Source organism: Pseudomonas sp. BIC9C (genome assembly GCF_034541995.1).
Classification (GTDB): Bacteria; Pseudomonadota; Gammaproteobacteria; order Pseudomonadales; family Pseudomonadaceae; genus Aquipseudomonas; species Aquipseudomonas fluorescens_CC.
This window is the reverse complement of record NZ_JAWDGM010000009.1, coordinates 163,350-189,436: the sequence shown is the minus strand read 5'-3', so window position 1 is coordinate 189,436 and position 26,087 is coordinate 163,350. Positions and strand designations below refer to the sequence as shown.

The following is a 26,087-nucleotide window of genomic DNA, read 5'->3' as shown; positions in this document are numbered from 1 at the left end:
CGCTAATGTATTCGGGCTCATGGTGAGCGTTGCTGGAACAACGCTCGGCCCTCGATGAGTAGCCGCTCCCGACTGTCCTGAAAAAGCCCTCAGCCTCTAAAGCTGAATTTTGTGCCAGGTCCTCAGTCGGGCCGTTTGCCGTTTACTGTCATCAGTCAGTGACGTCGCAAAAGCCGGTGATAACGCTGTACGTTCAAGCGTTCGGATGTGGGTCGTACTGGCCGCCTTTGGCCAGTACCGCCCACACGATTCGCGCCAGTTTGTTGGCCAACGCGCACGCTACGACATTGGAATGTCGGCGCGTCAGCAGTTCTCGAACCCAAGGCCCCAGGGCATCTTCCCGCTTGTCGATATAACGCATGATGGCTCGCGCGCCCTGCACCAGCAGTTGGCGTATGTGCTTGTCGCCACGCTTGCTGATCCCCAATAGCACTGTTTTCCCTCCCGTTGAATACTGCCTCGGCACCAGTCCTAATGAAGCGGCAAAGTCGCGTCCACTTCGATAGTTCGACGCATCGCCCACATCCGCCAGTACTGCGCTGGCGTGATCGGGCGATGCCTGGAGATACTCTGCAAACGACGCCCGGCATCGTCTTCTTTCAGCTGCTGCTTCAGGTCGGACTCGATGTCCTTGATTTCATCAGTGAGCTGTTGAATTTGACGATAAAGACGCATCACCACGCCCTTCAAGCGCACAGGAACGGGGTGTTGTGGATCGTCCAGCAGCGCCGGCACGCGGTGCAACGCAATAACGCCAATAGGCAGGCTGATCCCGAACTCCAGCAGAAAGCCATGAATCTGATTGGTCGCGACAGTGCGATGGCCAATCAATGATTCGCGGACACGGTGCAGCGCTGAAAGCGTTTGCTGCTCTTGGGTTTTGATCGAGCAGAAGCGCATCGCGGGGCGGCTCGCCGCCTCGCAAATCGCTTCGGCATCAATGAAGTCGTTTTGTTGCCTTTGACGAATGGTTTTTACGTACTGCGGGGCGATCAGCTTCACCTCATGGCCCCATTGCACCGATCTGTCGAGCCAGCCAATGGGCGCCACCGCACGATTCCATCACCACCGTACAGGCCGGCAGCTGGGCCAATGTGCTGAGCAACTGAGCGCGGCTGGTTTTCTTGCGTAAAACCTGATGACCTTTGGCGTCCTGGCCGTGCAGGTGGAAACTGTGTTTTCCAATGTCGATACCGAGAAGCGTCATCGTGTTCATGAGAGATCCTCCGCCGAAAACGAGAAAAGCCCTGCAAGCGTAAACCTGCAGGGCTTCTCGGTCAGGCTGACCATCTCATTAAGCCCACTGACCGTCGCCGGTTCAGTGGGCTTTTTTGCATCAGGCTCACTGGCTCATGATGAACGTCGCCAGGCTTTTCAGGTCGTCCGAACTCAACTGCGCGAAAGGTGGCATCGGCACATCCCCCCACTTTCCGCTGCCGCCGTGCTCAATGCTGGACATGACCCGGGCCAGTGCCTGCGGGTCATTGGCATATTTGGCCGCTACATCGTGATAGGCCGGGCCGACGACCTTGTGGTCGACCGCATGACAGGACAGGCAGGCGTTGTCCTTGAGCAAGGCCGAGGCGACTTTCGCGACCGACACCGTCGGTGGCTGATCCGCCGGCGGGTTCGAGGCCGCCTGAACATCGGCATCGCTCGCCTGGGCACTGCCGTAGGTCACCGCCAGGTAGGCACCGATGACATTCACCTCCTGATCGCTGATCGGAGCACCGTACACGTGCTGCATCTTGCCCGCTTCGGCGGTCCACTGCGCCAGGCTCATGCCTGGCGGCTGGAAATTGATGTAGTCGGCCGAATGGCAGATGGAACACTTCTGCCGGGCCAATGGGTAGCCCGGCATTGAACTGGGCTTGAATGCCGCGGTTTCGGGCGGCAGCGTAATCGAAAGCGGTGCTGCACCTGCCAGGTTGGCGAGACAAATCTGAGCCGCGCACAGCAAGGCGGTCATGAATTTCATGGGTTTCATGCAGCCTCCTCAGGCGACGGTTACGTGGCTGGTTTCGACGACGTGGCGGCGGTAGCCACCAGGGTTCCAGTCGGCTTGCAGCGGTTGCGTCTCGCCGGCACTGTTGCTGGCTCGCACCATCAATTGGGTGGCGCCCTTGCTGGTAAAAGTGATTGGTAGAGTCCACTCACGAAAGGAGAAACGGCCGAGGTCCTGCCCGAGGGTGGTTTCGCGCCAGGTTTTCCCGCCGTTGATCGATACCTCCACCTTGTTCACCCCGGCGCCACCGTCGAATGCGATGCCCTTGAGCACCACGTTTTTGTTCAGCGGCAATACATCGCCATGTTTAACGCTGGTGATGAAACTGCGCACCGGCAATCTGGAAATCGGTTGGGTTTTCGCCGGCGTAGTGCCGGGGGCAATGCAGAAGCAATCGTTATCCGGAACCCGATAACCCTTGGCCATGAAAAAACCGTCGTAGGTATGGTCGACGACTTCGATCTCACTCAGGTGCTTGACCCAGTACGTGCCAAAATAACCTGGCACCACCAGGCGTATCGGGTAACCGTTGAGAAATGGCAGGTCGGTGCCATTCATCGACCAGGCGATCATCGGCTCGCCATCCATGGCATGGCTGATGTCCAGCGCCTTGATGAACTCCGGCGTGCTCGGCAGCACCGGCTTATCCAGCCCACGGAAGGTCACCTGCGCGGCACCGGCTTTCACACCGGCCTTTTCCAGTACCGCCTTGAGCGGCACCCCCAGCCAACGCGCATTACCCATTGAGCCATTGCCCAGTTGAGCGCCGAACACCCTCGGCATCGAGAAACCACGGCTGTTACCCGAACACTGATTGACGGCCACCACTTCTACCGGCTCGGCAAGGGACTTGAGCTCGGCAAGGGACAGTGACAGCGGCGTGTCGACCGAGCCCTTGATCGTCAGGCGATAGTTGTCCGGGTCGATGCTGGTCGGGAAATTGGCCAGGTGGTAACGCACGAAAAACGCGTCATTGGGCGTGATCGGCCCTTCGTTGAAGACAGCGAACGGCGTCTCCAGGTGCGGCGGCCGAGTAGTCACCAGGGTCAACGGGCGTTTTTGCGGGTATTGCACCAGCGGTCGTGGACCAGCGGCAAAGGTCACGTCCTCGGAGGAATCACTGGCGGCCCCTGTGTCCTCGGCTGCCCTGGCGAGATTGGCCAACGGCGAGGCAGCCAATGCCAACGTGAAAGCATCGCGTAAAACCCGCCGGCGGCTCGGCTGGCTGTTGTCTACAAAACTGAACTTCATTGCGCGCTCTCCATGATTGTTTTATCGAGATGCAACTGACTGTGGGAGCGAGCCTGCTCGCGATGGACGTTAACGAAAACGCGTGCTTACTGACTAAACGCAGCGCACTTGAGTCAATCGTCGGAACGCCGCCCGGAGCAAGCTCGTTCCTACAAATTCCCGCCAGGGCGGAGAGGTATCAGGCTTACGGTTTCGCGTTACCCAGGTCGGTAAACAAACCAGTATCGTCACGTGCAAGCTGTCTGCTTCACATTGAGCGTCAGGGACTTGGCAATTGATGACAAGGGTTGCCGAAAACTGTGGTATAGAGCGGCGCCGGTTCGGTTCAGTGGGCTTTTTCACATCCGCCTAAAAACTGCCCTCGCCTGCTACTGTCAAGGCAATCATTTGTTGAATCCCCAGTGCCAAATTGCATTTTGGGCCGGAGAGGATGAACACCAGCTTGTAGGAGCGAGCTTGCTCGCGAAAAACGCCAGGACAACGCGGGCATTCAGGCAGCACGCGTTATCGTTGACGTCCATCGCGAGCAAGCTCGCTCCTACACGGGGAACGCGTTCATTTGTGGTCAGGTCGGCTATCAGGCCGCCTCGCTTTGGCTTTGGCTTTGGCTTTTGATCTTCTTGCCCCCTCGAGAGGCCGAGCACAGGTTCTGCGCAGTGGGCAACCCGGCATGGATGCCGGGTTAGCCACCGCCGGCCATGGATGGCCGATGGCGGCGGGCCCACGGAGCAGGACCGGAGCAAGGGAATGCCGAGCCTAGGCGAGGCACCAAACGTCAGGGGCAAGAGCCCTTGGTTACTTGGGGCTCTTCCAAGTAACCCGCCGTAAAGGCGGAACCCTAAGTGGCCGTGACCGCAGAAACGGATATGTACACAAAAAAACGTCACCAGACACAAAGCCTTCGCGAGCAGGCTCGCTCCCACAATGGGGCTTCATGCATCCGCAAAATCAGTTGGGTTCGCGATCAATTGAAAGACCGCTACAAAAGCCCACTGACCGTCGTCGGTTCCGTGGGCTATTTCACATCCGCCTAAAAAACTGCCCTCGCCTGCTACTGCCAAGGCAATCATTTGTTGAATCCCCAGTGCCAAATTGCATTTTGGGCCGGAGAGGATGAACACCAGCTTGTAGGAGCGAGCTTGCTCGCGAAAAACGCCAGGACAACGCGGGCATTCAGGCAGCACGCGTTATCGTTGACGTCCATCGCGAGCAGGCTCGCTCCTACAATGGGGCTTCATGCATCCGCAAAATCAGTTGGGTTCGCGATCAATGGAAAAACCGCTACAAAAAAAACCCGCCAACCGTCACCGGTTCAGCGGGCTTTCTTTTATACGGGACAGCTAACCCAAACACCCCACCTCAACGGCAGGACATCCGAATCACAACGCCATATCAGCCGATGCATTAGCCTTCGGCGCTTTCGCATCCGTATCGACAGTCACTGGCTTCACAGCCGGTGCGATCACCGCTGGTGGCGGAGTCAGTTCCAGCACCTTGGCGGTGTAGGCCCACTCTTCGGCAACCTTCTCAGGGCTGGCGTTCAGCTGGGTGCCGTAGCTTGGCACGATCTGGTGCAGCTTTGCCTGCCAATCAGGGGTCGCGACCTTGTCCTTGAACACTTTCTGCAGCACGGTCAGCATGATCGGTGCGGCGGTCGAAGCGCCTGGGGAGGCGCCCAGCAGGCCGGCGATGCTGCCGTCTTGCGAAGCGACGATCTCGGTGCCCAGCTTCAGTACGCCACCGGCGGCTTCGTCACGCTTGATGATCTGCACGCGCTGGCCGGCTTGCCACAGACGCCAGTCTTCAGCCTTGGCGTTCGGGAAGTATTCTTTCAGGGCGTTCATGCGGTCTTCGTCAGACAGCATCAACTGGCCTGCAAGGTACTCGACCAGCGGGTATTCCTTGATGCCGACCTTGGTCATTGGCCACACGTTGTGCGTGGTCGTGGTGGTCAGCAGGTCCAGGTACGAACCTTCTTTCAGGAACTTGGTGCTGAAGGTCGCGAATGGGCCAAACAGGATCACGCGCTTGCCATCCAGCACGCGGGTGTCCAGGTGCGGAACCGACATCGGCGGTGCACCCACCGAAGCCTTGCCGTAGGCCTTGGCCAGGTGTTGCTCGGCGATGGTCGGGTTCTCGGTCACCAGGAACGAGCCGCCCACCGGGAAGCCTGCGTATTCCTTGGCTTCAGGAATGCCGGACTTCTGCAGCAGGTGCAGGGCACCGCCGCCAGCGCCGATGAACACGAACTTGGCGTCGGTTTCGGTCTTGCTGCCGTCTTTCAGGTTCTTGTAGCTGACGCGCCAGCTGCCGTCTTCATTCTTGGTGATGTCCTGCACTTCGCTGGACAGTTTCAAGTCGAATTTCGGTGTGGTTTGCAGGTGCGCAACGAATTGACGCGTGATTTCACCGAAGTTCACGTCGGTGCCGATCGGGCTCCAGGTGGCCGCGATTTTCTGGTTCGGGTCACGCCCTTCCATCATCAGCGGTACCCACTGCTTGATCACAGCCGGGTCTTCGGAGTACTGCATGCCGGCGAACAGCGGGCTCGCCTGCAGGGCTTCGTAGCGTTTTTTCAGGAACTTGATGTTGTCATCGCCCCACACGAAGCTCATGTGCGGTGTGGAGTTGATGAACGAACGCGGGTTCTTCAGCACGCCTTGCTGAACCTGCCAGGCCCAGAACTGACGGGAGATCTGGAACGCTTCGTTGATTTCAACGGCCTTCGGGATCGAGACCTTGCCGTTCTCGTCTTCCGGGGTGTAGTTCAGCTCGGCCAGGGCGGAGTGACCGGTACCGGCGTTGTTCCAGCCGTTGGAGCTTTCCTGGGCGACGCCGTCGAGGCGCTCGACCATTTCCATCGACATGCCGGGTTCCAGCTCATTGAGCCACACACCCAGGGTCGCGCTCATGATGCCGCCGCCAATCAGCAATACATCGACTTTCTTTGCCTCTTCCGCGTGGACGGAAGTCATCCCCATCGACAACGCCAGCCCCAGCAGGGCCGTGTTCACTTTCTTAAACATCTGTAGCACCTATGATAAAACGCCATCCGCCCTTCCATCCTCACGCGCACAGCCCCGTGTTTCACGGCAGTCACGGGTGCGGCACTCAAGGATTGCAGGGTGGGCACACAAGGCCGACGAACCGCATCGACCCCAGTTTTAATGTCCCTTCTGAACTGACTTTTTATCTTTATTGGCTTCAGCTACTTGAGCGACAGTGATTCTGTCGGCACGTCTTGCGGACGCGCCAACTGAATAGGTCAAACCAAGTTGGCGCGAAGAATATCACGACAAGCCTTACCCGCGCGTCTGTTCCCGACCGGTTAGTCCGGGCCCGGGCGCCCGGCCTTCTATACTCATCCTGTTTTACTCCATTAGTGTGTGAGGAACAGCCATGAGCGACAGGAACAGCCGTGAGCGAAAGGAGCAGTCATGAGCGACAAAGACGATCTGCGCAAGTACTCCTCTCAAGTGATCGACGGCGTGGAAGCCGCACCGGCACGCGCCATGTTGCGGGCCGTGGGCTTTACCGATGCAGACTTCAGCAAGCCGCAGGTCGGCATCGCCTCGACCTGGGCCATGGTCACGCCCTGCAACATGCACATCGACAAGCTCGCGCTCGAAGCCGAAAAAGGCGCGAATGCCGCGGGCGCCAAGGGCGTGATCTTCAACACCATCACCATTTCCGACGGCATCGCCAACGGCACCGAAGGCATGAAGTATTCGCTGGTGTCCCGCGAGGTGATCGCCGACTCCATTGAAGTGGTCACCGGTTGCGAGGGCTTCGATGGCCTGGTGACCATCGGCGGCTGCGACAAGAACATGCCGGGGTGCCTGATCGGCATGGCGCGGCTGAATCGCCCTTCGATCTTTGTCTATGGCGGCACCATCCAGCCGGGTGCCGGCCATACCGACATCATTTCCGTGTTCGAGGCCGTGGGCCAGCACGCACGGGGCGACATCAGCGAGATACAGGTCAAGCAGATCGAGGAAGTGGCGATTCCCGGCCCCGGTTCCTGTGGCGGCATGTACACCGCCAACACCATGGCCTCGGCCATTGAGGCATTGGGCATGAGCCTGCCCGGTTCCAGCTCCCAGGACGCCATTGGCACCGACAAGGCGTCGGACAGTTTCCGCGCCGGCCAGCAGGTCATGGAGTTGCTCAGGCTCGACCTCAAACCCCGCGACATCATGACCCGCAAAGCCTTCGAGAATGCCATCCGCGTGGTGATCGCCCTCGCCGGCTCGACCAACGCCGTGCTGCATTTGCTGGCCATGGCCAATGCGGTGGATGTCGAACTGACCCTGGATGACTTCGTCGAGCTGGGCAAGATTTCCCCGGTGGTCGCCGACCTGCGCCCCAGTGGCAAATACATGATGAGCGAACTGGTGGCCATCGGCGGTATTCAACCGCTGATGAAACGCATGCTGGATGCCGGCATGCTGCACGGCGATGTACTGACCGTCACCGGCCAGACCCTGGCGGAAAACCTGGCAAACGTGCCCGATTACCCGGCCGGCCAGGATGTGATCCGGCCTTTCGACCAGCCGATCAAAAAGGATTCCCACCTCGTCATTCTGCGCGGCAACCTCTCGCCCAACGGCGCCGTGGCCAAGATCACCGGCAAGGAAGGCCTGCGCTTTGCAGGCACGGCCCGGGTCTATCACGGCGAGGAAGGCGCGCTGGCCGGCATTCTCAATGGCGAGGTGCAGCCCGGCGAAGTGATCGTGATCCGCTACGAAGGCCCCAAGGGCGGGCCGGGCATGCGCGAAATGCTGTCGCCGACGTCGGCGGTCATGGGCAAGGGCCTGGGCAAGGATGTGGCGCTGATCACCGACGGGCGTTTTTCCGGCGGCTCCCACGGATTCGTGGTCGGTCACATCACGCCGGAAGCCTTCGAGGGCGGACCGATTGCGCTGGTCGAGAATGGCGACAGGATCATCATCGATGCTGAAACCCGGCAGATTACCGTGGACGTCACCGAGGCTGTGCTGGCCGAGCGCAAGTCGCGTTGGGTGCCGCCGCCGCCCAAGTACAAACGCGGGGTGCTGGCCAAGTATGCGAAGACGGTGTCCAGTGCTTCGGAGGGGGCGGTGACGGACAAATACCTGTAGCCCGTTGTTTTGCGCTGTATGGTCTGCCCGATCACCTTGCTGTTGTCATCGCTTGTTTTTGCGCCATGCCGCGCAGGGACACCAGCAACAGGCTGGCCAATGCACCGGCGACCGCGATGGCCATGTCCTTTTGCGAGTCCCAGGGGTCGTTTTGTGCGCCGACGAAGGCGTTCGCCGTGTCATTGCCCAGGAAGGCACCGCCGATCCACTCCACCAGTTCATACACGGCGGAGGTCGACAGCATGATGTTCAGGGTCACGAAAAACAGCCAGAACCCGCGCAGCGGCGTCAGGCGCCACAACACTTCGCGCACCGGATAAGCCAGCAGCAGTCCGTAGCTCAGATGCACCAGTCGGTCGTAGTGATTGCGGTGAACCCCTGACGCCTGCTCGAAACAGAAGCCCAACCACGCCGAAGACCAATGATCGTAAGGCACCAGGGAATAGGTGTAGTGGGCACCCAATTCATGCACGCACAGAAACGCAAACACCAGCGTGATGGACGTCGCAGACAAGCGGAACCGCCGCGAAACCGCCACCAGCGTCCCCACCAGCAACAGCACCAGCAGGTTTTCCAGCGCCCAGTCCACCCGGCTGCGGGGAGAAAAACCCGACACCACGACAATCACCAGAAACAACATGAGCAAGGTCAGGTCGTGACGTAAGCGCGGATCGGGCTGCATGGCGCAATACCTCGAAGTCAGGGCATCGCCCTTTTAACTTTGAGGCACGGTCGCCGGGCAAGTTCGCTTTTCCCCTCCATCGCATGATAAGTTGTACGATGACTGATGAATACTCAGCCAGTCGTCGCGCTATCCCTACAACAACAAGGAAACACCCATGAAAAAAGCAACAGTGCTGATTGGTTTTCTGTGCCTGTTCAGCGGCTACGTCGCCGCCGCCCCGGCTGCCGCGGACAAGGACGTGGCCCTGGCGGTCGACCACCTGACCCAGGCCATGCTGCACAAAGACATCCCGGAGTTGAACGCCTTGACCGCCGAGAACCTGACCTACGGGCATTCCAGCGGCAAGATCCAGGACAAGCAGGCATTCATCGCCGATATCGAAACCGGCAAAAGTGCCTTCAAGACCCTGGAGATGCAAAACCAGACTATTACCCTCTCGGGCGATGTCGCGCTGGTCCGCCACCACTTCTCGGCGCAAGCGCTCAAAGGCACCGAAGTGGTGCCAACCGAAATCGAGAACTTGCAGATCTGGCAAAAGCAGAATGGCAAATGGCTGCTGGTAGGACGGCAGGCGTACAAGTTCTGATGCACGCGTAAGGCCACCACAAAACCTGTGGGAGTGGGCTTGCTCCGGGCGGCGCTCCGACGAAGACGGAGTGTCAGCCAACCTCCCTGCTGGATGTGCCGGCCTCTTCGCGGGCAAGCCCACTCCCACAGGTACTTTGGCCGGCCGCAGGATTGGCATTCACTGGAGATCAAACTGTGCGGGCTTGCTCGCGAAGGCGGAGTGTCAGACACCTATGAGGTCGACTGATACACCGCCTTCGCGAGCAAGCCCGATCCCACAAAGGGGATAAGCGGTGGTCAGTTGCCCTTCCACTCCCGCGGACTGAGCCCGGTCTTGCGACGAAACGCCCGGGCCAGCGCCGAGGGGCTTTCGTAACCGACTTCCTCGGCAATCAGCGCAATCGGTCGGCCCTCGCGCAAGCGTTTCTGCGCCAGGCTGATGCGCCAGCTCACCAGGTAATCCACCGGCGTCTGCCCGACCACCCGGCGAAAGTGTTCGGCAAAACTGGCCCGCGACATGTTGGCGGCGACCGAGAGTTCGGCCACGCTCCAGGCCTTGGCCGGTGTTTGATGCATCAGGCTCAGGGGACGCGCCAGGCGCGCATCGGCGAGGCCGGCCATCATGCCCGGTTGCTGGCCACCCGTACTCAGAATGTGCCGCAGCAACAGAATCACCAGCAATTCAAACAACCGGTCCATTACCGCTTCACGCCCGCATGTACCGTCAAACGCCTCGTTGAATAGCCATTCCAGGGTCCCGGCCAGCGCCGGGACTTCATCGAGCTTAAGCACCAGGTAATCCGGCAACGCCGCCGCCAGGGCATTACCCGCACCGCCGTCGAAATCCAGGCTCGCGCAGACCAGTTGCGTGCCGGAGGCTTCTGAAGCGAACAGACGATGCCGATAGGGCCGGGGGAAAAAGATCAGGGTCGGTTCGGTCAATTGCAGATCCGGTTGATCCCCCAACCTGAGCAGCAACTCACCCGCCTGAAGCAGGTGCAAATGACCGCCGACCTGTTGGCCGTCGAAGGCGGCGGTACCGCAAAACGTGCCGCTATGGAACGTGCCGGCATTGACGCCAAAGTGTGTGAGCAACGTGGACAGGCGATCCATGACAAGGCTCCCGAAGGCAGTTCTGGACGATCTGTCGCATATCCTCGACGATTTGCACCCTGAAAGCCAGGCACTCTCCCTAACATCAGCTCCGTACCCAGCGCATTCCGCGCTTCACACCACGGAGTATCACCATGACCCGCATTGCCCCGATCAGCCTGGAACACGCCACCGACACCACCCGCCCGCTGCTGGAAGCCGTGCAGAAGAAAATCGGCTTTCTGCCCAACGTGTTCAAGGTATTGGCCCACGCCCCGGCGGTGTTGGCTTCGTACCTGCAAAACTCGGCCGCACTGGGCAAGACGTCCTTGAGCGCCACGGAGAAAGAAGCGGTGTCCCTCGCCACTTCGCAGGTCAACGGCTGCGACTACTGCCTGGCGGCCCACACGCTGTTCGCCGGCAAGGCCGGGCTGTCAGGCCAGGACATCCTCAGCGCGCGTCAGGGTGAACTCAACGCCTATGCCACCCTCGCCCGCCAGGTCACCGAAAGCCGTGGCCACCTGACGGTCGAACAGATCGCCGCAGCCCGTGCTGCCGGCATCGGCGATGGCAAGATCGTTGAAGTGATTGCCCACGTGGCTGCGCAGACGCTGACCAACTACCTGAACAACGCTGCGCTGACCGACATCGACTTCCCGGCCATTGAAGCCTGAATGACTTGAGCGACGGAGTACCCACCATGAATACCGTGACCTTGTACACCACCGACACCTGCCCTTACTGCCGCAATGCCAAGGCCTTGCTGGCCAGCAAAGGCGTGGCGATACAGGAGATCAACATTCAACGCGAGCCAGGTAAATTCGAAGAAATGCTCAGCCGCAGCAACCGCCGCAGCGTGCCGCAGATTTTCATCGGCGACACGCACATCGGCGGCTTCGACGACCTGGCCGGGCTGGACCGTCAGGGCGGGTTGGTGTCGATGCTGGCCTGAGTCGGTCACGTTTTTCGGTGAGCCGTTGAAGACCCGGGGGTTTTACTCGCTGTGCCTGCAACCCTCGGCCGCCGCGCATCCTGCCTGTGGGCCGGTGATGCGGTGGTTCACCTGGCAAACCACTGCATCACCCTGTGGGAGCGAGCAGGCTCGCGCCCACAGGGGGGGCTCAATCATCCTCATGCAACTTGATACCCCGCGCGTGCAGCAAATGAGGCACCACCAGCACCAGCAGCGTCAGGGCGAGGAAGAACGCCGAGATCGGTTGCGTGACGAATACCGTCCAGTCGCCCTGGCTGATGGACAAGGCGTTACGCAGTTGTTTCTCGGCCATCGGCCCCAGCAGCATGCCGACGATCACCGGGGCGACGGGGAAGTCGAACCGCCGCATCAGCACCCCGCCCCAGCCAATCGCCAACATCAGGATCAGGTCGAAGGATGAGTGGCGCATGCCATACACGCCAATGGTGGCGAAGACGAGGATGCCGGCGTTCAAGTACGGCCGGGGGATTTGCAGCAGTTTGACCCACAGCCCCACCAGCGGCAGGTTCAACACCAGCAGGATCACGTTGCCGATATACAGCGAGGCCACCAGCGTCCACACCAGGTCGGCGGAAGTTTCGAACAGCATCGGCCCTGGTTGCAGGTTGTAGTTCTGGAACGCAGCCAGCAGGATCGCAGCAGTAGCGGACGTCGGGATGCCCAGGGTCAGCAACGGCACCAGGGACCCGGTCGCACTGGCATTGTTGGCCGCTTCGGGGCCGGCGACACCTTCGATGGCGCCCTCGCCCTTGTTGGCGGAAAACTCCTTGGGGTATCGGCTGAGCTTGCGCTCGGTGGAATAGGACAAAAAGGTTGGAATCTCGGCGCCACCGGCCGGAATCGAACCAAACGGAAAACCGATCAGCGTGCCCCGAAGCCACGCCGGCACCGAGCGTTTCCAGTCCGCACGGGTCATCCACAATGAGGTCAGGCGGTGCCGTCCTTCGTTTGATTCCCCTTGATAGAGCAGGCTGTACAAGGCCTCGCCAACCGCGAACAAGCCGACCGCCACCAACACCACTTCGATACCGTCGACCAGCTCGGGCACGCCAAGGGTGTAGCGGGCAATGCCCGAGGTCGAGTCCAGGCCGATCAGCCCGATGGTCAGCCCGACGCCGAGCGAAGCAAACCCTCGGAGCATGGAAGCGCCAAGCACCGCCGACACGGTGGTGAACGACAGCACCAGGATCGCGAAGTATTCGGTCGGGCCGAAATTCAGTGCCAGCCTGGCGACGATGGGTGCAAACAGTGTCAGCAAAATCGTCGCGATGGTGCCGGCGACGAACGAGCCGATCGCCGCCGTTGCCAGCGCAGGCCCAGCCCGGCCGTTACGCGCCATCAGGTTACCTTCCAGGGCCGTGACCATCGAAGACGATTCACCGGGGGTGTTGAGCAGGATCGAGGTGGTGGAGCCGCCGAACTGCGCGCCGTAATAAATCCCGGCGAACATGATCAGCGCACCGGTGGGGTCAACCTTGGCGGTGATCGGCAACAACAGTGCCACCGTCAGCGCCGGACCGATCCCCGGCAACACGCCGATGGCGGTGCCGAGCAGGCAGCCGATGAACCCCCACATCAGGTTGATCGGCGTCAGCGCCGCTGAAAACCCCATCATCAGGCTTGAAAGAATGTCCACGGCGTCGATCTCCTCTCACAGCCAGACGTTGATCAGCGATGGCAGGGAAACCCCCAGCCCGGCGTTGAACAGCCAGTAGATCGGCAGGGTCAAGGCAATGCCGATGGCCAGGTCCCGCACCGGATGACGGCTGCCAAAACCCCGCGCCGAACAGGCAAACAGCAACCCGGCGGCCAGCACAAAGCCAATGAGGTTGATCAACACCGCCACCCCGACAAGCCCCGCGGTCACCCAGGCCGCACCGGTTTTTCCATCGGGCACAGTGGCGACGTCGTTATCCAGCTCGCGAAAGCCGCCACTGATGGCCTGGTACACCAGCACCACGCCCACTGCCCCCAGAAACGCCGCCACGATATAGGGATAAACGTACGCCGGGAGGATGACGAAACCCATTTCGGGCGGAAAACGGTAGGCGCCAATCGCCAACACGACGCTGATGGCGATCAGGCCGATGCCGACCGCCAATTGCGTCGGCACCACTGCGCGCAGTGTGGCCATCTCAAAGCAGCCCGACCTTGACCAGCATCGCGCGCAACCGCACGTGTTCTTCCTCGACGAATTTGCCGAACTCATCGCCGGTCAGCACGCTGGGCGTCCAGGCGTTAGTCTGGAGATTGTCCTGCCAGACCTTGCTGTTGGTGGCGGCCACCACAGCGTCGATCACCTCTTTACGCTGCTCCGGGGTAAGGCCCGCTGCACCGTAAACGCCGCGCCAGTTGCCGATCGTCACGTCGTAGCCGCTCTCCTTGAGGGTCGGCGCATCAATGCCGGGAACGCGTTCCGGCGCACCGATGGCCAGGACACGGAACTGACCGGTCTTGATGTATTGGCCCAGCTCGGCGTACCCGCCGGTGATCACCTTGAGCTGGCCGCCCAGCGCCTGGGCAACCACTTCGCCGCCCCCACCAAAAGCCACGTAGTTCACCTTGTTGACCGGCACGTCCAGCTTGCCCGCCAACTCGGCGATGCCGATGTGATCCACCGAGCCCTTGGAGCCGCCGCCCCAGGTGATGCTCGTCGGGTTGGCCTTGAAGGCCTTGATCAGGTCATCGAGGGTCTTGTACTCAGACTCCTTGCGCACGGCAATCACGTTGTACTCGGTGAACAGCCGGGCAATGGGCGTCACATCCTTCAGGCTGATCTGCGGTTTGTTCTGCTCGATGCCCGCGACCATGATCGCGCCGACCACCAGCAAGGCGTTCGGGTCACCCTTGGTGCTGTTGGCAAACTGCGCCAGCCCCAGGGTCCCGCCCGCCCCGCCCTTGTTCTCGAAGGTCACGGCCTTGGCCGTATTGGCTTCGACCATAGCCTTGCCCAGTACCCGGGCGGTCTGGTCGTAACCACCGCCCACCGAGCCCGGGGCCATGAATTTCACGGTATCCAGCGCGAAGGCGGGTGCGACAAGCATGGCAGCGGTCAAACCAGCGGCCATGCAGCGACTGAAACGACGGATCAAAGCGGACATGGGCATCTCCTGATTGCATTGTTTTTATAGGTGCCGTTTGCCCATCGACGTACTCGACGAACTTGGGCCTGCCCACAAGCGTAGGCCATGGATTCATGGGTTGATCCGTTTTGCTGAAACCACTTTCCAATGGCACCGCAGACCCTGTGGGAGCGGGCTTGCTCGCGAAGAGGCCATCACATTCAACATTGATGTTGGCTGATACACCGCCTTCGCGAGCAAGCCCGCTCCCACAGGGTCTGCGGTGTTCCGGCCGGCGTTTCATTACAACTTTGTCATCAAGCTGTTGGTCGGCTGTCCGGATCGCTTCGTTAACCTGAACTCACTGTCAGGCCAACCACCGACAGCCACCCTGCCCTTGTAGAGAGAGATTCGTCATGAAAATGTTGATCCTTGGTTTTGCCGCCCTGCTCGCCACCGGTTCGGCGTTTGCCGCGACTCAATCCACCTCACCCGTCATCCACGACCAGGACGGCTTTTATGTGCCCGTGGACGTGGCCAAAGTGCTGTCCATGACCGACCTTTCCGGCCAGTGCGGCATCGTGCCGGCGCAGTTCAACTACCTCGACCACCAGGGTCGCGAGCACCAGCTGGACTATCAGGTCCAGGGCATTGGCTGCATTGGTGAGAACTGACCGGATGCCTGTATTGACGATTGATCGGGCTACACTTGCGCCACTGGCTTGCCCCTGTAGCCCGACCGAATCAGGCAGACGTTCATGAACATCCTCGTAGTCGAAGACGAACCCAAGGCCGGCAATTACCTGCTCAACGGCCTGCAGGAACTCGGATACACCGTGAGCCTGGCGCGGGACGGCGTCGATGGCTTGCACCTGGCCCTGGAACACGATTTCGATGTGATCGTGCTGGACGTCATGATGCCGAAGATGGATGGCTGGGAAGTCCTGCGCCGCTTACGCAAGGAAGCCGACACACCGGTGTTGTTCCTCACCGCCCGGGATGACATCGCCGACCGCATCAAAGGCCTGGAACTGGGCGCCGACGATTACCTGATCAAACCGTTTTCCTTCGCCGAACTGGTGGCACGCCTGCGCACCCTGACCCGGCGCGGCCCTACCCGGGAAGAAGAACACCTGCACGTCGACGACCTGCAGATCGACGTGCTCAAGCGTCGCGTCAGCCGCGCCGGCAATCGCATCACCCTGACCAACAAGGAATTTGCCCTGCTGCACCTGTTCGCCACGCACCAGGGCGAAGTGCTGTCACGCTCGATGATCGCCTCGCGGGTCTGGGACATGAATTTCGACAGTGACACCAATGTCGTCGATGTCGCGGTGCGCCGCCTGCGCCTGAAAATCGATGATCCGTTCCCGCTCAAGTTGATCCACAGCGTGCGCGGCATCGGCTACCGCTTCGACACTCAACCCTGAACGCCCCCATGAATGCGATGACTCCGCTGCAATCCGCCTCCCGTCTCAGCCACTCCCTGACCCTGCGCTTGGCGTTGGTGTTTGCCCTGCTGGCGTTTGTCTCGCTGGCGCTGCTGGGTGTCGCGTTGTACCGCGACCTGGAGCGCGAGTTGATCCGGCGCGACGACATTGCCCTGATCACCCGCATCGACCAGTTGCGTACCTTCCTCAACGACAGCAATACCCTGGACCTGATCAAGGCCAAGCCGGCGCTGTTCCAGAACATGATGGGCAACCGCGAGGCCCTGCTGACCATCGGCACCCCTGGCCAACCGCCGTTGCTGGTGGTCAACCCGGGCAACCTGCAAATGCCGGTGCTGACCCCGGTGGCGATGGATCATCGCCTGACCCTGAACGACGTGCAGCATTTGCCCAACGTCAATGGCGTGCCGTTTTCCGCCTTGGCGGCGACCATCGACTCGGGTGACCTGGGCAGCCTGCAAGTGGTGACCGGGCGCTTGATGACAGAACGCACCGCCGTGCTCGCCGACTACCGGTTCAATGTGTACCTGTTCGCCAGTGTCGCGGCGATTCTGCTGTCGCTGTCCGGTTATGTGCTGGTGCATCGCGGCCTGTTGCCTGTGCGGCGCCTGGCCCGTCACACCCAGAGCATCGACGTCGGCAACCTCAACGAACGCCTCGACAGCCAGGGTGCGCCACTGGAACTGTTGCCGATGATCGACGCCTTCAACGCCATGCTCGACCGGCTGGACAAAGGCTTCATACAACTGGGCCAGGTATCGACCGACATGGCCCACGAACTGCGCACGCCGATCAACAACCTGCTGGGCGAAACCCAGGTGGCCTTGCAGCAGAACCGCAGCACCGACGCCTACCAGCAGCTGTTGGCCTCGAACGTCGAAGAGCTTGAACGCCTGGCGCGCATGCTCGACAACATGCTGTTTCTGGCCCGCACCGATCCGCGCAGTGCCTTGCGCCAGCGTCAGGAACTGGATGCCGCCGACGAAATGCAACGCATGGCCGATTACTTCGAAGGCCCGGCAGGCGACGTTGGCATCTGCATCAATGCCCAGGGCAGCGGTTTGATCTGGGCCGAGCCCATGTTGCTGCGTCGTGCCCTGGCCAACCTGTGCGCCAACGCCATCAAGTACGGCGCCCCGCATTCCGAGCTGTGCATCCACGCCAACCCGACTGCCGACGGCATCCAGGTGCAAGTGCGCAACCATGGCCCGACCATCGCGCCCCAGCATCTGCCACGGCTGTTCGAACGCTTCTACCGGGTCGATGAATCCCGCGAACGCTCCTCCCAATCCAATGGCCTGGGCCTGTCGATCGTGGCGACGATCATGCAATTGCACAACGGTGCCTGCCATGTCAGCAGTGCCGATGGCATCACCTGCTTCGAGCTGTTTTTCCCGGCGCGGCAACAGCATGAGTAACGCCTGAGCGAAAACCACCCGTGTCACTTCCGACAAAACATTGCTCAAGGGTGCGTGTCATGGCCTAACCTCATTGGCTAAGTGACCAACAACCCGTCGAGCACGCCGATGTGCAATGTATTGAAGTCAATGATCTGCGTCGCCTTCGCGCTTCTGGCGGCAAGCCCGGACTGGCTGTTGGCGACGCCCATGGCCGATGCCCTTGCCCCCGCCGCCACCCCCCCGATCATCAGCATCCCCGACAACGATCTGCTGGGGCTGCAAAACCAGTTGAACAGCCTCAAGCAGCAGGTTTCCCTGGCCAGTAATTACACCCAACTGGAAAGCGCACAGGATCAGGTGCAAGTACTCATCCAGGATATTGATAGCCTGTCCGCATCGCTGCTGCCCGGGCAGGCGCAGTTGCAGGCGCAACTCAACGTACTGGGGCCAGTGCCCCTCGCCGAGAACGCACAGGTGACGTCTGCCATTACCACCCAGCGAGACACCCTCGGCGAACAGAAAAACAGGATCGATAGCCAACTCAAAACCCTGGAAACGCTGAAAAAAAGTGCCGCCGAGCTGATCACCCAGATAGCCGGCATTCGCCGCAGCCTGTTGGAAGCGGAAGTGACCCAGCAAACCACCAGTATCCTGAACCCGGGTTTCTGGTCGCCTTTGTTCAATCTTCCGGCATCAGACCGCCAGCGTTTCAGTACCCTCGTCGAGCAACTCGAGGCCACGCACCGGGCGGCCTGGCAACCCGGGCAACGCGGGATCACGGCGGTCCTGCTGATACTGGCCCTGGCCATCTGGACCGTAGGGCGACGGTTCGCCGGCCGGGGCCTGGCGTGGCTGTGCATCCATCGAATGCCTGAAGGCCGGTTGCGGCGCAGCTCCCTGGCATTGGCGTCGGTACTGGCGACGGTGCTGACCGCCGGCATCGCCCTGCAATTGCTGCACTTTGCCGGGACCCGCCAACTCGCCCTACACCCCGCTGCTGGCCGATCTGGCGCAGTATCTGGAAAAGCTGGCCTATACCTGCGTGCTGATCACCGGGTTGAGCCGAGCATTGCTGTCAATCAAACATCCCTCATGGCGCCTGCCCGATATTGCCGATCCGGTGGCGCTGGCGATGGCGCCCTATCCGAAGTTGCTGGCAAGCCTGCTGCTGGTGCTGGTGACACTGGTGCAGATGAGTAATGTCACCGGCATGAGCGCTGAAGTGGTGTTGTTCGGTCGGGGCATCGTGGCGTTGGTCGCTGCCCTGGTGATCGGTGCGCTCCTGTTGCGCGTCAGCAAGACGCGCAGAGACCTGATCGTTGCCGGAGAAGCCCCCGAAGGCGTCACAACCTCTGCCGGCCTGATTTATGCGTTTACCGGCGCTGCCGTGGTGGGGTCCCTGTTCGCCCTGGTGATCGGCTACGTGACGATGGCCCGGTTCATCACCTATGAACTGGTCTGGATATTCATCATCTTCGCCGGTTTCTACCTGCTCACACAGGTTTACCAGGACAGCTGCGATTACCTTTTTTCAGCCCGGCAACCCGCCGGCAGGACCATCAAACAGCTGCTGGGCATCGGCAATCCGCGCCTGGAACAGATCTGCACCGTGTTGTCCGGGGCAGGCCGCGCCATCCTGATACTGATTGGCCTCATTGCGCTGTTTGTCGGCGGGATCGGCACGACACTCGGGCAACTGGTCACCGGCACTGTGGCCGTACTCGGCGGTGACGGGCTGCGCAAGCTGAACATCGTCCCGGACAATTTGTTGCATGCCCTCCTGACACTGATGATCGGTGTCTATCTGATCCGCACCCTGCGCCGCTGGCTGGACAAGGAGTTCCTGCCGAAAACCGAGATGGACCCGGGCATGTGCGCCTCGCTCAGCACCCTGTTTGCCAATATCGGCTACGCGTCGGTGGTGCTGCTGACGCTGTCGTCGCTGGGGATCAAGTGGACCAACCTGGCCTGGATCGTCAGTGCCCTGTCAGTGGGCATCGGCTTCGGCCTCCAGGAGATCGTGAAGAATTTCATCTCCGGCCTGATCCTGCTGACCGAGCGCCCGGTGAAGGTCGGCGACCTGATCAGCATCAGTGGCGTCGAAGGTGATATACGACGGATCAACGTGCGGGCCACGGAAATACAACTCGCCGACCGCTCGATCATGATCGTACCCAACTCGCATCTGATTTCGCAGAACCTGCGCAACGTCACCCTCGGCGGCAGCGCCCAGGGCGTGGTGAAACTCGAACTGATGTTCCCGTTGGACATCGACCCTGAGCAAGTACAGAACCTGCTGTACGACACCTTCACCGAACATGAATCCATTCTGGATAAACCGGTGCCATTTTTGCGTTTCAGTGAGCTCAAACCTGAAGGCATCACGTTGACCATCACCGGTTATGTCGCCAGCCCACGCACGGTCGGCGCGATCAAAAGCGCACTGCTGTTTGAAATTCTCAAGCGGCTGGGTGCCGCGGGCATTGAACTGGCGAAACCGCCACCGGCAGCGTGATCATGCAGTCAATTGTGGGAGCGAGCCTGCTCGCGATGGTCGCCAACGATAACGCGAACTAACTGACAGAGCGCATTAGCTTGACGTTTTTCGCGAGCAAGTCGGATCGCCGCACCGTCGCTCCCACAGATTGATCAATGGGCGATGCACACCGACTTGAGTTCGGTGTAAGCCTCGATCACCGCACGGCCGAACTCGCGGCCCATGCCCGATTGCTTGACGCCACCGAACGGCATCGCCGGGTCGAGCAGCACGTGGGCATTGACCCACACGGTGCCGGCCTTGATGCGTGGCACCAGGTTCATGGCCTTGCCCAGGTCGTTGGTCCACAGGCTGGCCGCCAGGCCGTAGCGGTTGTCGTTGGCCAGTTCGATCACAGCGTCTTCGTCGTCGAACGGCATCACGCCCAGCACCGGACCGAATACTTCTTCGCGGGCCACGGCCATGCTGTGGTCGATGTCCGCCAGAATGGTCGGCTGCACGAAGAAACCCTCGCCTTGCAGCAACTCACCGCCCGTCACCACCCGCGCACCTTCCTTGCGAGCCAGTTCGATGTGCTTGAGTACGCTTTGTTGTTGCTTGCGCGACACCAGCGGGTTGATCGCCGCCTCGCCGTTCATGCCCGCGCCAATCGGCATCGCCGAGACGGCGGCGGCCAGGGCTTCGACAAACCGGTCATGGATCGAACGGTGCACATAGAAACGCGAGGCCGCTGCGCAGACCTGGCCGTTGTTGAGCAAGCCACCGAGGATCGCGCCCTGCACGGCTTTTTCGATGTCGGCATCGGCGAGCACGATCATCGGGTTCTTGCCACCCAGCTCCAGGGAAAAGCGCGTCATGTTCTCCATGCACGCCACGCCGACGCTCTTGCCGACGGCGGTCGAACCGGTGAACGACACTTTGCTCACCAAAGGATGTTGGGTCAGCACACCACCGACGGAAGCACCACCGCCGGTGACCACGTTGAATACGCCGGCCGGGATGCCCGCTTCCAGCGCCAGTTCGGCCAGACGCATGGCGGTCAGCGGGGTTTCCATGGCCGGTTTGATGATGACGGTGCAACCGGTGGCCAAGGCAGGCATCAGCTTCCAGGCCGCAATCAGCAGCGGGAAGTTCCACGGCACGATGCCAACCACCACACCCACCGGCTCACGCTTGGTGAACGCGGTGAACTTCGCACCGGGTGGCAACGGGATCGACACGTCGAAGGTCTGCCCTTCGATCTTGGTCGCCCAGCCGGACATGTAGCGCATGAATTCCACGGTGGCGTTCAGGTCCAGCGCGCGGGCCATGTTGATCGACTTGCCCTGGCTCAAGGTTTCCAGTTGGGCCAGTTCTTCGGCGTGCTCTTCGACCAGACGGGTGAAGTTCAGCAGGATGCGTTCACGGTCCGCCGGGCGCAGGCTCGACCACACGCCAGACTTGAAGGCCTTGTGCGACGACTGCACGGCGCGTTCGACGATTTCCAGTGGCGCATCCAAGGTTTCGCACAGGGTTTGCCCGGTGGCCGGGTTGACCACGGCGATGCTGTCGCCCTCGGCAAGCACCCACTGGCCATCGATGAAGCAGCCGTGGCGACGTTCGAGGAATGCAGCAACCTGGGGCAGGATTTCAACGTTGCTCATAATTCACCTTTCATTCAGACGATGTGTTCAGGCGCAAAACCGGCCTGATCAGTGTTGTTCTTTGAGGAAGCAGGCGACCGCCTGACGGTCGTCGGCGGAGGCCAGGCCCATGTACGGCATGTAAGTGCCCGGCACGTAGGCCTGGGGCTGGGTGATCAATTGCGTGATGTTCTCGGCTTGCCAGTCGACGTCCTTGTCGCGCATGGCCTGGGAGTAGCTGAAGCCCGGCAGCGAGCCGGACTTGCGTCCATACACACCGAACAGGTTCGGCCCCATCATCCCGGTCGTGCCCTTGGTCACCGCGTGGCAGACGCTGCACTCAGTGGCAAACACTTCGGCACCCCGGCGGGTGTCCGTGGCGCATTCGGCGGCAGACACCGCCTGAACCAGGGTGAAGGACAGCAAACCGATCACGGGCAAACGCAGTGAAGTGAACATAAGAAACCGACCTTGAAAATCCGCGCGCTCGCCGGCAGGCGAACGACAACACTAAAAATGCCGAGGCTGGGGACTTCGGCAGGTTGTCAGGGATTGTCGGTGGTCGCCGGCCCGCAGGTTTTGCCCTGCGTGCCAGTTGTGTTGGCCGGGCTGCCAAACCGGGGAATCTGGCATGCACAACCAACTAATTGGCAAACAGGGAAAAGGGCAAGGAAAAGTCGGGCCTTAGTATCTAAAAAGACCGCAAACCTGCGCTCAAGAACAAGAACGGATGCCACACCATGCTCAAGTCCCCCTTGCTTCGTCTCTCGACGCTGGCGCTGATGATCAGTGCCGGCAATGCCGGTGCCTATGAACTCTACGCCGATGACGACAGCCATCTGAACGCCACCCTGGAAGCGGCGTTCGGCATTTTCCACAGCCAGGAAAACTACGCCCTGTCCGGCCGCCTCGACGAAGGTTCCTCGTCGTGGCGCGAGGGCTATATCAAATACGGTTTGAGTTTCGACAAGGGCCTGGGCGGTGCGGGCACGGCTTACGGCGCGAGCAACCTGCTCAGCTCCGGCACCTGGGGCGACGGCGATGCCGCCGGCTTCAGCGACGGTTCGGAACGCACCACCAAGTTCGAAGACGCCTACCTCGGCTGGCGCTCCGCGGACCTGTTCGGGGCGTTGGGCAAGGACGGCGTCGACCTGTCCTTCGGCCGCCAGAACATCGTGGTCGGTGATGGTTTCCTGATCGATGGCGACGCGCTGAACATCGGCAAGGGCCTGGCCGACGGTGAGTTCAACCGTGGCGGCGCCTACTACCTGGCGGCACGCAAAGCCTTCGACGAAACCGCGGTGTTGCGTCTGGGCGGCAAGGAAGGCTGGCGCAGCGACCTGATGTGGCTCAAGTCTGACAACCGCGCCCAGGCCAAGACCGAAATGTACGTCGGCACCCTGGAACACGTGGCCGAGGCCGGCACGGTCGGCCTGACTTACATCAAGACCACCGACGTCGACGAACAGTTCGCCTCCCCGGCGCAACTCGAACGCGACGGCATGAAAACCTACAGCGTACGCGCGGCAGGCAATGCCGGGGTGAAAGACCTGTTCCTCTCCGGCGAATACGCCAGGCAGGACAAACCCCACACCTCCGACGAAAACGCCTGGTACCTGGAAGCCGGCTGGACCTTCTCCGACGCGCTCTGGACCCCGAACGTCAGCTACCGCTACAGCCGCTTCTCGGAAGGCTACGACACCCTGTTCTACGGCATGAGCCGTGGCTATGGCACCTGGTTCCAGGGCGAAGTGGCGGGCAACTACGCCGGGCCGTTCAACACCAACTCGCGCATCCAGAACGTCGGGCTGAAAGTCTCGCCGCTGGAGAACCTGAACCTCGGCGCGCTGTACTTCAACTACGACACCATCGACCGCAGCCTGGGCAACACCGATGGCCATGAGGTCGATCTGTATGCCGAATGGCACGTCAACGACCACCTGACCGTGATGCCGCTGGTGGGCATCTACCAACCGGACAAGAGCGCTGACAACGGCGGCACGCAACTGGGCAACAACGACCGGAACGTCTACGCCCAACTGCTGTTCGTCACCGGCTTCTAATTTCGGTCACGGGCAACGGCGCTGTCGTTGCCCGTGTGGAAAAAGGTATTTCCAATGCACAAGAAATTCCTGACGATCCAGAGCAAGATCGCCCTCCTCGCCGGCCTCTGCCTGTTGCTGGTCGTCGGCTTGCTGTTGGGCTTGTCGCTTTATCAGACCCACAAGAGCAGCCGGCAAGTGGCGCAAGCCAGCGGTGACATGCTCGCCAACGCGGCCAGGGAACACATGCAGGCCCTCGGCAAAGTGCAGGCCATGCAAGTGCAACGCACCTTCATGCAGACTCACGAATACGGCCAGGGGTTATCGCGGTACCTGTTATACCTGCGACAACTGCAACAAAGGGGCAACCTGACCCGCCAACAATTGCGCCAGGAGTTGAGTACCCAGCTCCACCAGGCCTTGATCGACAAGCCCGACCTGCTCGGGCTTTATGTCATTTTCGAACCCGGTGCACTCAATGGTGCCGACGCCGATTTCGCCAACCAGGCGGAACTTGGCAGCAATGAAACCGGACGCTTTGCGCTCTATTGGGTGCAGAGCAAACCCGGTGAACTGCAAGCGGTGATCGGCGACGAAGGCCTGCTCGCCAATACCGAGCCGGGGCCGAGCGGCGCGCCGTACAACGCGTTCTATACCTGCGCCCGCGACACCCGCCAGGCCTGCGTGCTGGAACCCTATTTCGATGAAGCCTCCGGCAGCCGCAAACTGGTGACCAGCGTTGCCTTCCCGCTGCTGGAAAACGGCAAGGTCATCGCCGTGGTGGGACTGGACATCAACCTCGCCGCCCTGCAGCAGAACAGCGAAACCAGTGCCCGTGCGCTGTTCGATGGCAACGGCCGGATCAGCATCGTCAGCCCGCACGGAGTGATCTCCGCCAACAGCCAGGATGTCAATCGCCTGGGCCAACCGATGGACAACAACGAGGTCATGGACGCCTTGCGCCAGGGCAAACCCGAGGTGTTTGTCAACGCCCGGCAGATCAGGGTCCTTGAGCCGCTGTCGCCGATTGCCGGAGCTGCGCCATGGGGCGTGTTGGTCGGTGTGCCGCAGAACGTGTTGCTGACACCGGTCACCACGCTACAGAACGAACTCGATGCCCAGGGCGTGCAAAGCACCGCGCTTGAACTGCTGCTTGGTGGCGGCTCGGCCCTGCTCGGCCTGCTGCTGATCGGGTACACGGCGCTGCGCATCACCCGGCCGCTGCAAGTGCTGACCCGGGTCATGGAGGATATTTCCCTGGGCGAAGGCGACCTGACCCGGCGCCTGCAAGTGCAATCGCGGGATGAAATCGGGCAACTGGCGACCGCCTTCAACCGCTTTGTCGAGCGCATCCACCATTCGATCCGCGAGGTGTCATCGGCGGCGCTGGGGGTGAACGAAGGCGCGCGGCGGGTACTGGATGCTTCAAACTCGTCGATGAGCAATTTCGACGATCAATCCACCCGCACCAACAGCGTGGCGGCAGCGATCAACCAGTTGGGCGCGGCCGCACAGGAGATCGCCGATAACGCCTGCGATGCCTCGCATCAGGCCTCCAATGCCCGGCAACAGGCCGAGGATGGGCGCCAGGTGGTGCAGCGCACGATCGAGGTGATGAACGAACTGTCCGGCAAGATCAGTGCGTCGTGCGCCAACATCGAAGTGCTCAACGACAAGACCGTGAACATCGGGCAGATCCTCGAGGTGATCAAGGGCATCTCCCAGCAGACCAACCTGCTGGCGCTCAACGCTGCGATCGAAGCGGCGCGGGCCGGTGAAGCGGGTCGTGGTTTTGCCGTCGTCGCTGACGAAGTGCGCAGCCTGGCCGGACGCACCCAGACATCGGCGCTGGAGATCCAGCAGATGATCGAAGAGCTGCAAGTGGGCGCGCGGGAATCGGTCACCACCATGACCGAAAGCCAGCGCCACAGCGAAGAAAGCGTCACCATCGCCAACCTCGCCGGCTCCCGCCTGGACAGCGTGACCCAGCGCATCGGCGAGATCGACAACGTCAACCAGTCCGTCGCCGCCGCTACCGAAGAACAAACCGCCGTGGTCGAAGCCTTGAACGTCGACATCACCCAAATCAACACCCTGAACCAGCAAGGCGTGGAGAACTTGCAATCGACACTGCGGGCCTGTACCGAGCTGGAGCAGCAGGCGGCGCGATTGAATCAGTTGGTGGGAAGCTTTCGTATCTGAGATTTGGGTTGCCTTATGTACCGTCATCGCGAGCAAGCCCGCTCCCACATTTGAATTTCTGCCGCACACAAACTCCGTGCTCACTGCAGATCCCCTG

The 26,087-nt window shown here is 61.0% G+C and carries 19 protein-coding genes and 5 pseudogenes; 12 read left to right on the top strand and 12 right to left on the bottom strand.

Annotated features, from left to right (window positions below; genetic code table 11):
* Nucleotides 1–193: 193 nt before the first annotated feature.
* The 5 genes and pseudogenes from RS887_RS30035 to mqo form a co-directional block, all read right to left on the bottom strand.
* A pseudogene (locus RS887_RS30035) lies at nt 194–1,216 on the bottom strand (IS110 family transposase).
* Between the two features lie 126 nt (nt 1,217–1,342).
* The gene (locus RS887_RS30030; RefSeq protein WP_322618250.1) at nt 1,343–1,987 is read right to left on the bottom strand and encodes a c-type cytochrome; all 645 of its coding nucleotides are present in this window, start codon (nt 1,985–1,987) and stop codon (nt 1,343–1,345) included.
* Between the two features lie 9 nt (nt 1,988–1,996).
* On the bottom strand, nt 1,997–3,256 hold the full coding sequence (locus tag RS887_RS30025; protein ID WP_322618249.1) for a molybdopterin-dependent oxidoreductase: 1,260 nt from the start codon (nt 3,254–3,256) through the stop codon (nt 1,997–1,999).
* A 932-nt stretch (nt 3,257–4,188) separates the two neighbouring features.
* On the bottom strand, nt 4,189–4,440 hold the full coding sequence (locus RS887_RS30020) for a hypothetical protein (protein WP_322618248.1): 252 nt from the start codon (nt 4,438–4,440) through the stop codon (nt 4,189–4,191).
* A gap of 195 nt (nt 4,441–4,635) precedes the next feature.
* A complete protein-coding gene (gene mqo / locus RS887_RS30015) occupies nt 4,636–6,282 on the bottom strand; it encodes a malate dehydrogenase (quinone) (RefSeq protein WP_322618247.1) in 1,647 nt (548 codons plus the stop codon).
* A 411-nt stretch (nt 6,283–6,693) separates the two neighbouring features.
* Between mqo and ilvD the strand changes: the two genes are divergently transcribed.
* Nucleotides 6,694–8,376 carry a dihydroxy-acid dehydratase gene (ilvD, locus tag RS887_RS30010; protein WP_322618246.1) on the top strand — a complete coding sequence of 561 codons (1,683 nt, stop codon included), beginning with the start codon at nt 6,694–6,696 and terminating at the stop codon, nt 8,374–8,376.
* Nucleotides 8,377–8,407: 31 nt separating this feature from the next.
* Here ilvD and RS887_RS30005 read toward each other — a convergent pair whose 3' ends face one another.
* The gene (locus tag RS887_RS30005; protein ID WP_322618245.1) at nt 8,408–9,058 is read right to left on the bottom strand and encodes a DUF2238 domain-containing protein; all 651 of its coding nucleotides are present in this window, start codon (nt 9,056–9,058) and stop codon (nt 8,408–8,410) included.
* 157 nt (nt 9,059–9,215) lie between these two features.
* On the opposite strand from RS887_RS30005, the gene RS887_RS30000 reads away from it, so the two are divergent.
* Nucleotides 9,216–9,647, top strand: coding sequence for a nuclear transport factor 2 family protein (locus RS887_RS30000; RefSeq protein ID WP_322618244.1), 432 nt, complete (start codon nt 9,216–9,218; stop codon nt 9,645–9,647).
* Nucleotides 9,648–9,925: 278 nt separating this feature from the next.
* Here RS887_RS30000 and RS887_RS29995 read toward each other — a convergent pair whose 3' ends face one another.
* Entirely contained in the window at nt 9,926–10,741 is an 816-nt protein-coding gene (locus RS887_RS29995; protein ID WP_322618243.1) for an AraC family transcriptional regulator, read from the bottom strand.
* 134 nt (nt 10,742–10,875) lie between these two features.
* Between RS887_RS29995 and RS887_RS29990 the strand changes: the two genes are divergently transcribed.
* The 3 genes and pseudogenes from RS887_RS29990 to RS887_RS29980 form a co-directional block, all read left to right on the top strand.
* Entirely contained in the window at nt 10,876–11,394 is a 519-nt protein-coding gene (locus RS887_RS29990) for a carboxymuconolactone decarboxylase family protein (RefSeq protein ID WP_322618242.1), read from the top strand.
* Nucleotides 11,395–11,420: 26 nt separating this feature from the next.
* Nucleotides 11,421–11,672 (top strand): glutaredoxin 3, encoded by a 252-nt coding sequence (gene grxC, locus RS887_RS29985; protein WP_322618241.1) that lies wholly within the window; start codon nt 11,421–11,423, stop codon nt 11,670–11,672.
* Nucleotides 11,671–11,799 (top strand): annotated as a pseudogene (locus RS887_RS29980) (LysR family transcriptional regulator); the annotation flags it as partial. The gene grxC and the pseudogene RS887_RS29980, both read left to right, overlap by 2 nt.
* 42 nt (nt 11,800–11,841) lie before the next feature.
* On the opposite strand, the gene RS887_RS29975 reads toward RS887_RS29980, so the two are convergent.
* Genes RS887_RS29975 through RS887_RS29965 form a run of 3 tightly spaced genes read right to left on the bottom strand, consistent with a single transcriptional unit; the run spans nt 11,842 to nt 14,815 of the window.
* On the bottom strand, nt 11,842–13,350 hold the full coding sequence (locus RS887_RS29975; protein WP_111284556.1) for a tripartite tricarboxylate transporter permease: 1,509 nt from the start codon (nt 13,348–13,350) through the stop codon (nt 11,842–11,844).
* Between the two features lie 15 nt (nt 13,351–13,365).
* Entirely contained in the window at nt 13,366–13,848 is a 483-nt protein-coding gene (locus tag RS887_RS29970; protein ID WP_322618240.1) for a tripartite tricarboxylate transporter TctB family protein, read from the bottom strand.
* A 1-nt stretch (nt 13,849) separates the two neighbouring features.
* The gene (locus RS887_RS29965) at nt 13,850–14,815 is read right to left on the bottom strand and encodes a Bug family tripartite tricarboxylate transporter substrate binding protein (RefSeq protein WP_322618239.1); all 966 of its coding nucleotides are present in this window, start codon (nt 14,813–14,815) and stop codon (nt 13,850–13,852) included.
* Nucleotides 14,816–15,192: 377 nt separating this feature from the next.
* Between RS887_RS29965 and RS887_RS29960 the strand changes: the two genes are divergently transcribed.
* The 4 genes and pseudogenes from RS887_RS29960 to RS887_RS29945 all read left to right on the top strand — a co-directional run bounded on the left by RS887_RS29960 (nt 15,193) and on the right by RS887_RS29945 (nt 20,142).
* Nucleotides 15,193–15,450, top strand: coding sequence for a DUF2790 domain-containing protein (locus RS887_RS29960; RefSeq protein WP_322618238.1), 258 nt, complete (start codon nt 15,193–15,195; stop codon nt 15,448–15,450).
* Nucleotides 15,451–15,534: 84 nt separating this feature from the next.
* The gene (locus RS887_RS29955) at nt 15,535–16,206 is read left to right on the top strand and encodes a heavy metal response regulator transcription factor (protein WP_046040381.1); all 672 of its coding nucleotides are present in this window, start codon (nt 15,535–15,537) and stop codon (nt 16,204–16,206) included.
* Nucleotides 16,207–16,214: 8 nt separating this feature from the next.
* A complete protein-coding gene (locus RS887_RS29950; protein WP_322618237.1) occupies nt 16,215–17,645 on the top strand; it encodes a heavy metal sensor histidine kinase in 1,431 nt (476 codons plus the stop codon).
* Between the two features lie 189 nt (nt 17,646–17,834).
* Nucleotides 17,835–20,142: pseudogene (locus RS887_RS29945) on the top strand (DUF3772 domain-containing protein).
* A 134-nt stretch (nt 20,143–20,276) separates the two neighbouring features.
* On the opposite strand, the gene RS887_RS29940 reads toward RS887_RS29945, so the two are convergent.
* Nucleotides 20,277–21,767 carry an aldehyde dehydrogenase family protein gene (locus tag RS887_RS29940; RefSeq protein ID WP_322618236.1) on the bottom strand — a complete coding sequence of 497 codons (1,491 nt, stop codon included), beginning with the start codon at nt 21,765–21,767 and terminating at the stop codon, nt 20,277–20,279.
* Between the two features lie 48 nt (nt 21,768–21,815).
* On the bottom strand, nt 21,816–22,205 hold the full coding sequence (locus tag RS887_RS29935; RefSeq protein ID WP_322618235.1) for a c-type cytochrome: 390 nt from the start codon (nt 22,203–22,205) through the stop codon (nt 21,816–21,818).
* A gap of 281 nt (nt 22,206–22,486) precedes the next feature.
* On the opposite strand from RS887_RS29935, the gene RS887_RS29930 reads away from it, so the two are divergent.
* The 3 genes and pseudogenes from RS887_RS29930 to RS887_RS30690 form a co-directional block, all read left to right on the top strand.
* Nucleotides 22,487–23,809, top strand: coding sequence for a hypothetical protein (locus RS887_RS29930; RefSeq protein ID WP_322618234.1), 1,323 nt, complete (start codon nt 22,487–22,489; stop codon nt 23,807–23,809).
* Nucleotides 23,810–23,863: 54 nt separating this feature from the next.
* Nucleotides 23,864–24,592 (top strand): annotated as a pseudogene (locus tag RS887_RS30695) (cache domain-containing protein); the annotation flags it as partial.
* Nucleotides 24,593–24,964: 372 nt separating this feature from the next.
* A pseudogene (locus tag RS887_RS30690) lies at nt 24,965–25,990 on the top strand (methyl-accepting chemotaxis protein); the annotation flags it as partial.
* Nucleotides 25,991–26,087 lie beyond the last annotated feature (97 nt).

Coding starts and splice junctions, on each gene's coding strand:
- ilvD (WP_322618246.1), top strand. CDS start 6,694: ATGAGCGACAAAGACGATCTGCGCAAGTACTCCTCTCAAGTGATCGAC.
- RS887_RS29950 (WP_322618237.1), top strand. CDS start 16,215: ATGAATGCGATGACTCCGCTGCAATCCGCCTCCCGTCTCAGCCACTCC.
- RS887_RS30005 (WP_322618245.1), bottom strand. CDS start 9,058: ATGCAGCCCGATCCGCGCTTACGTCACGACCTGACCTTGCTCATGTTG.
- RS887_RS29995 (WP_322618243.1), bottom strand. CDS start 10,741: ATGGATCGCCTGTCCACGTTGCTCACACACTTTGGCGTCAATGCCGGC.
- RS887_RS30000 (WP_322618244.1), top strand. CDS start 9,216: ATGAAAAAAGCAACAGTGCTGATTGGTTTTCTGTGCCTGTTCAGCGGC.
- RS887_RS29965 (WP_322618239.1), bottom strand. CDS start 14,815: ATGTCCGCTTTGATCCGTCGTTTCAGTCGCTGCATGGCCGCTGGTTTG.
- RS887_RS29970 (WP_322618240.1), bottom strand. CDS start 13,848: ATGGCCACACTGCGCGCAGTGGTGCCGACGCAATTGGCGGTCGGCATC.
- RS887_RS30025 (WP_322618249.1), bottom strand. CDS start 3,256: ATGAAGTTCAGTTTTGTAGACAACAGCCAGCCGAGCCGCCGGCGGGTT.
- RS887_RS29960 (WP_322618238.1), top strand. CDS start 15,193: ATGAAAATGTTGATCCTTGGTTTTGCCGCCCTGCTCGCCACCGGTTCG.
- RS887_RS30030 (WP_322618250.1), bottom strand. CDS start 1,987: ATGAAACCCATGAAATTCATGACCGCCTTGCTGTGCGCGGCTCAGATT.
- mqo (WP_322618247.1), bottom strand. CDS start 6,282: ATGTTTAAGAAAGTGAACACGGCCCTGCTGGGGCTGGCGTTGTCGATG.
- RS887_RS29940 (WP_322618236.1), bottom strand. CDS start 21,767: ATGAGCAACGTTGAAATCCTGCCCCAGGTTGCTGCATTCCTCGAACGT.
- grxC (WP_322618241.1), top strand. CDS start 11,421: ATGAATACCGTGACCTTGTACACCACCGACACCTGCCCTTACTGCCGC.
- RS887_RS29955 (WP_046040381.1), top strand. CDS start 15,535: ATGAACATCCTCGTAGTCGAAGACGAACCCAAGGCCGGCAATTACCTG.
- RS887_RS29930 (WP_322618234.1), top strand. CDS start 22,487: ATGCTCAAGTCCCCCTTGCTTCGTCTCTCGACGCTGGCGCTGATGATC.
- RS887_RS29935 (WP_322618235.1), bottom strand. CDS start 22,205: ATGTTCACTTCACTGCGTTTGCCCGTGATCGGTTTGCTGTCCTTCACC.
- RS887_RS29990 (WP_322618242.1), top strand. CDS start 10,876: ATGACCCGCATTGCCCCGATCAGCCTGGAACACGCCACCGACACCACC.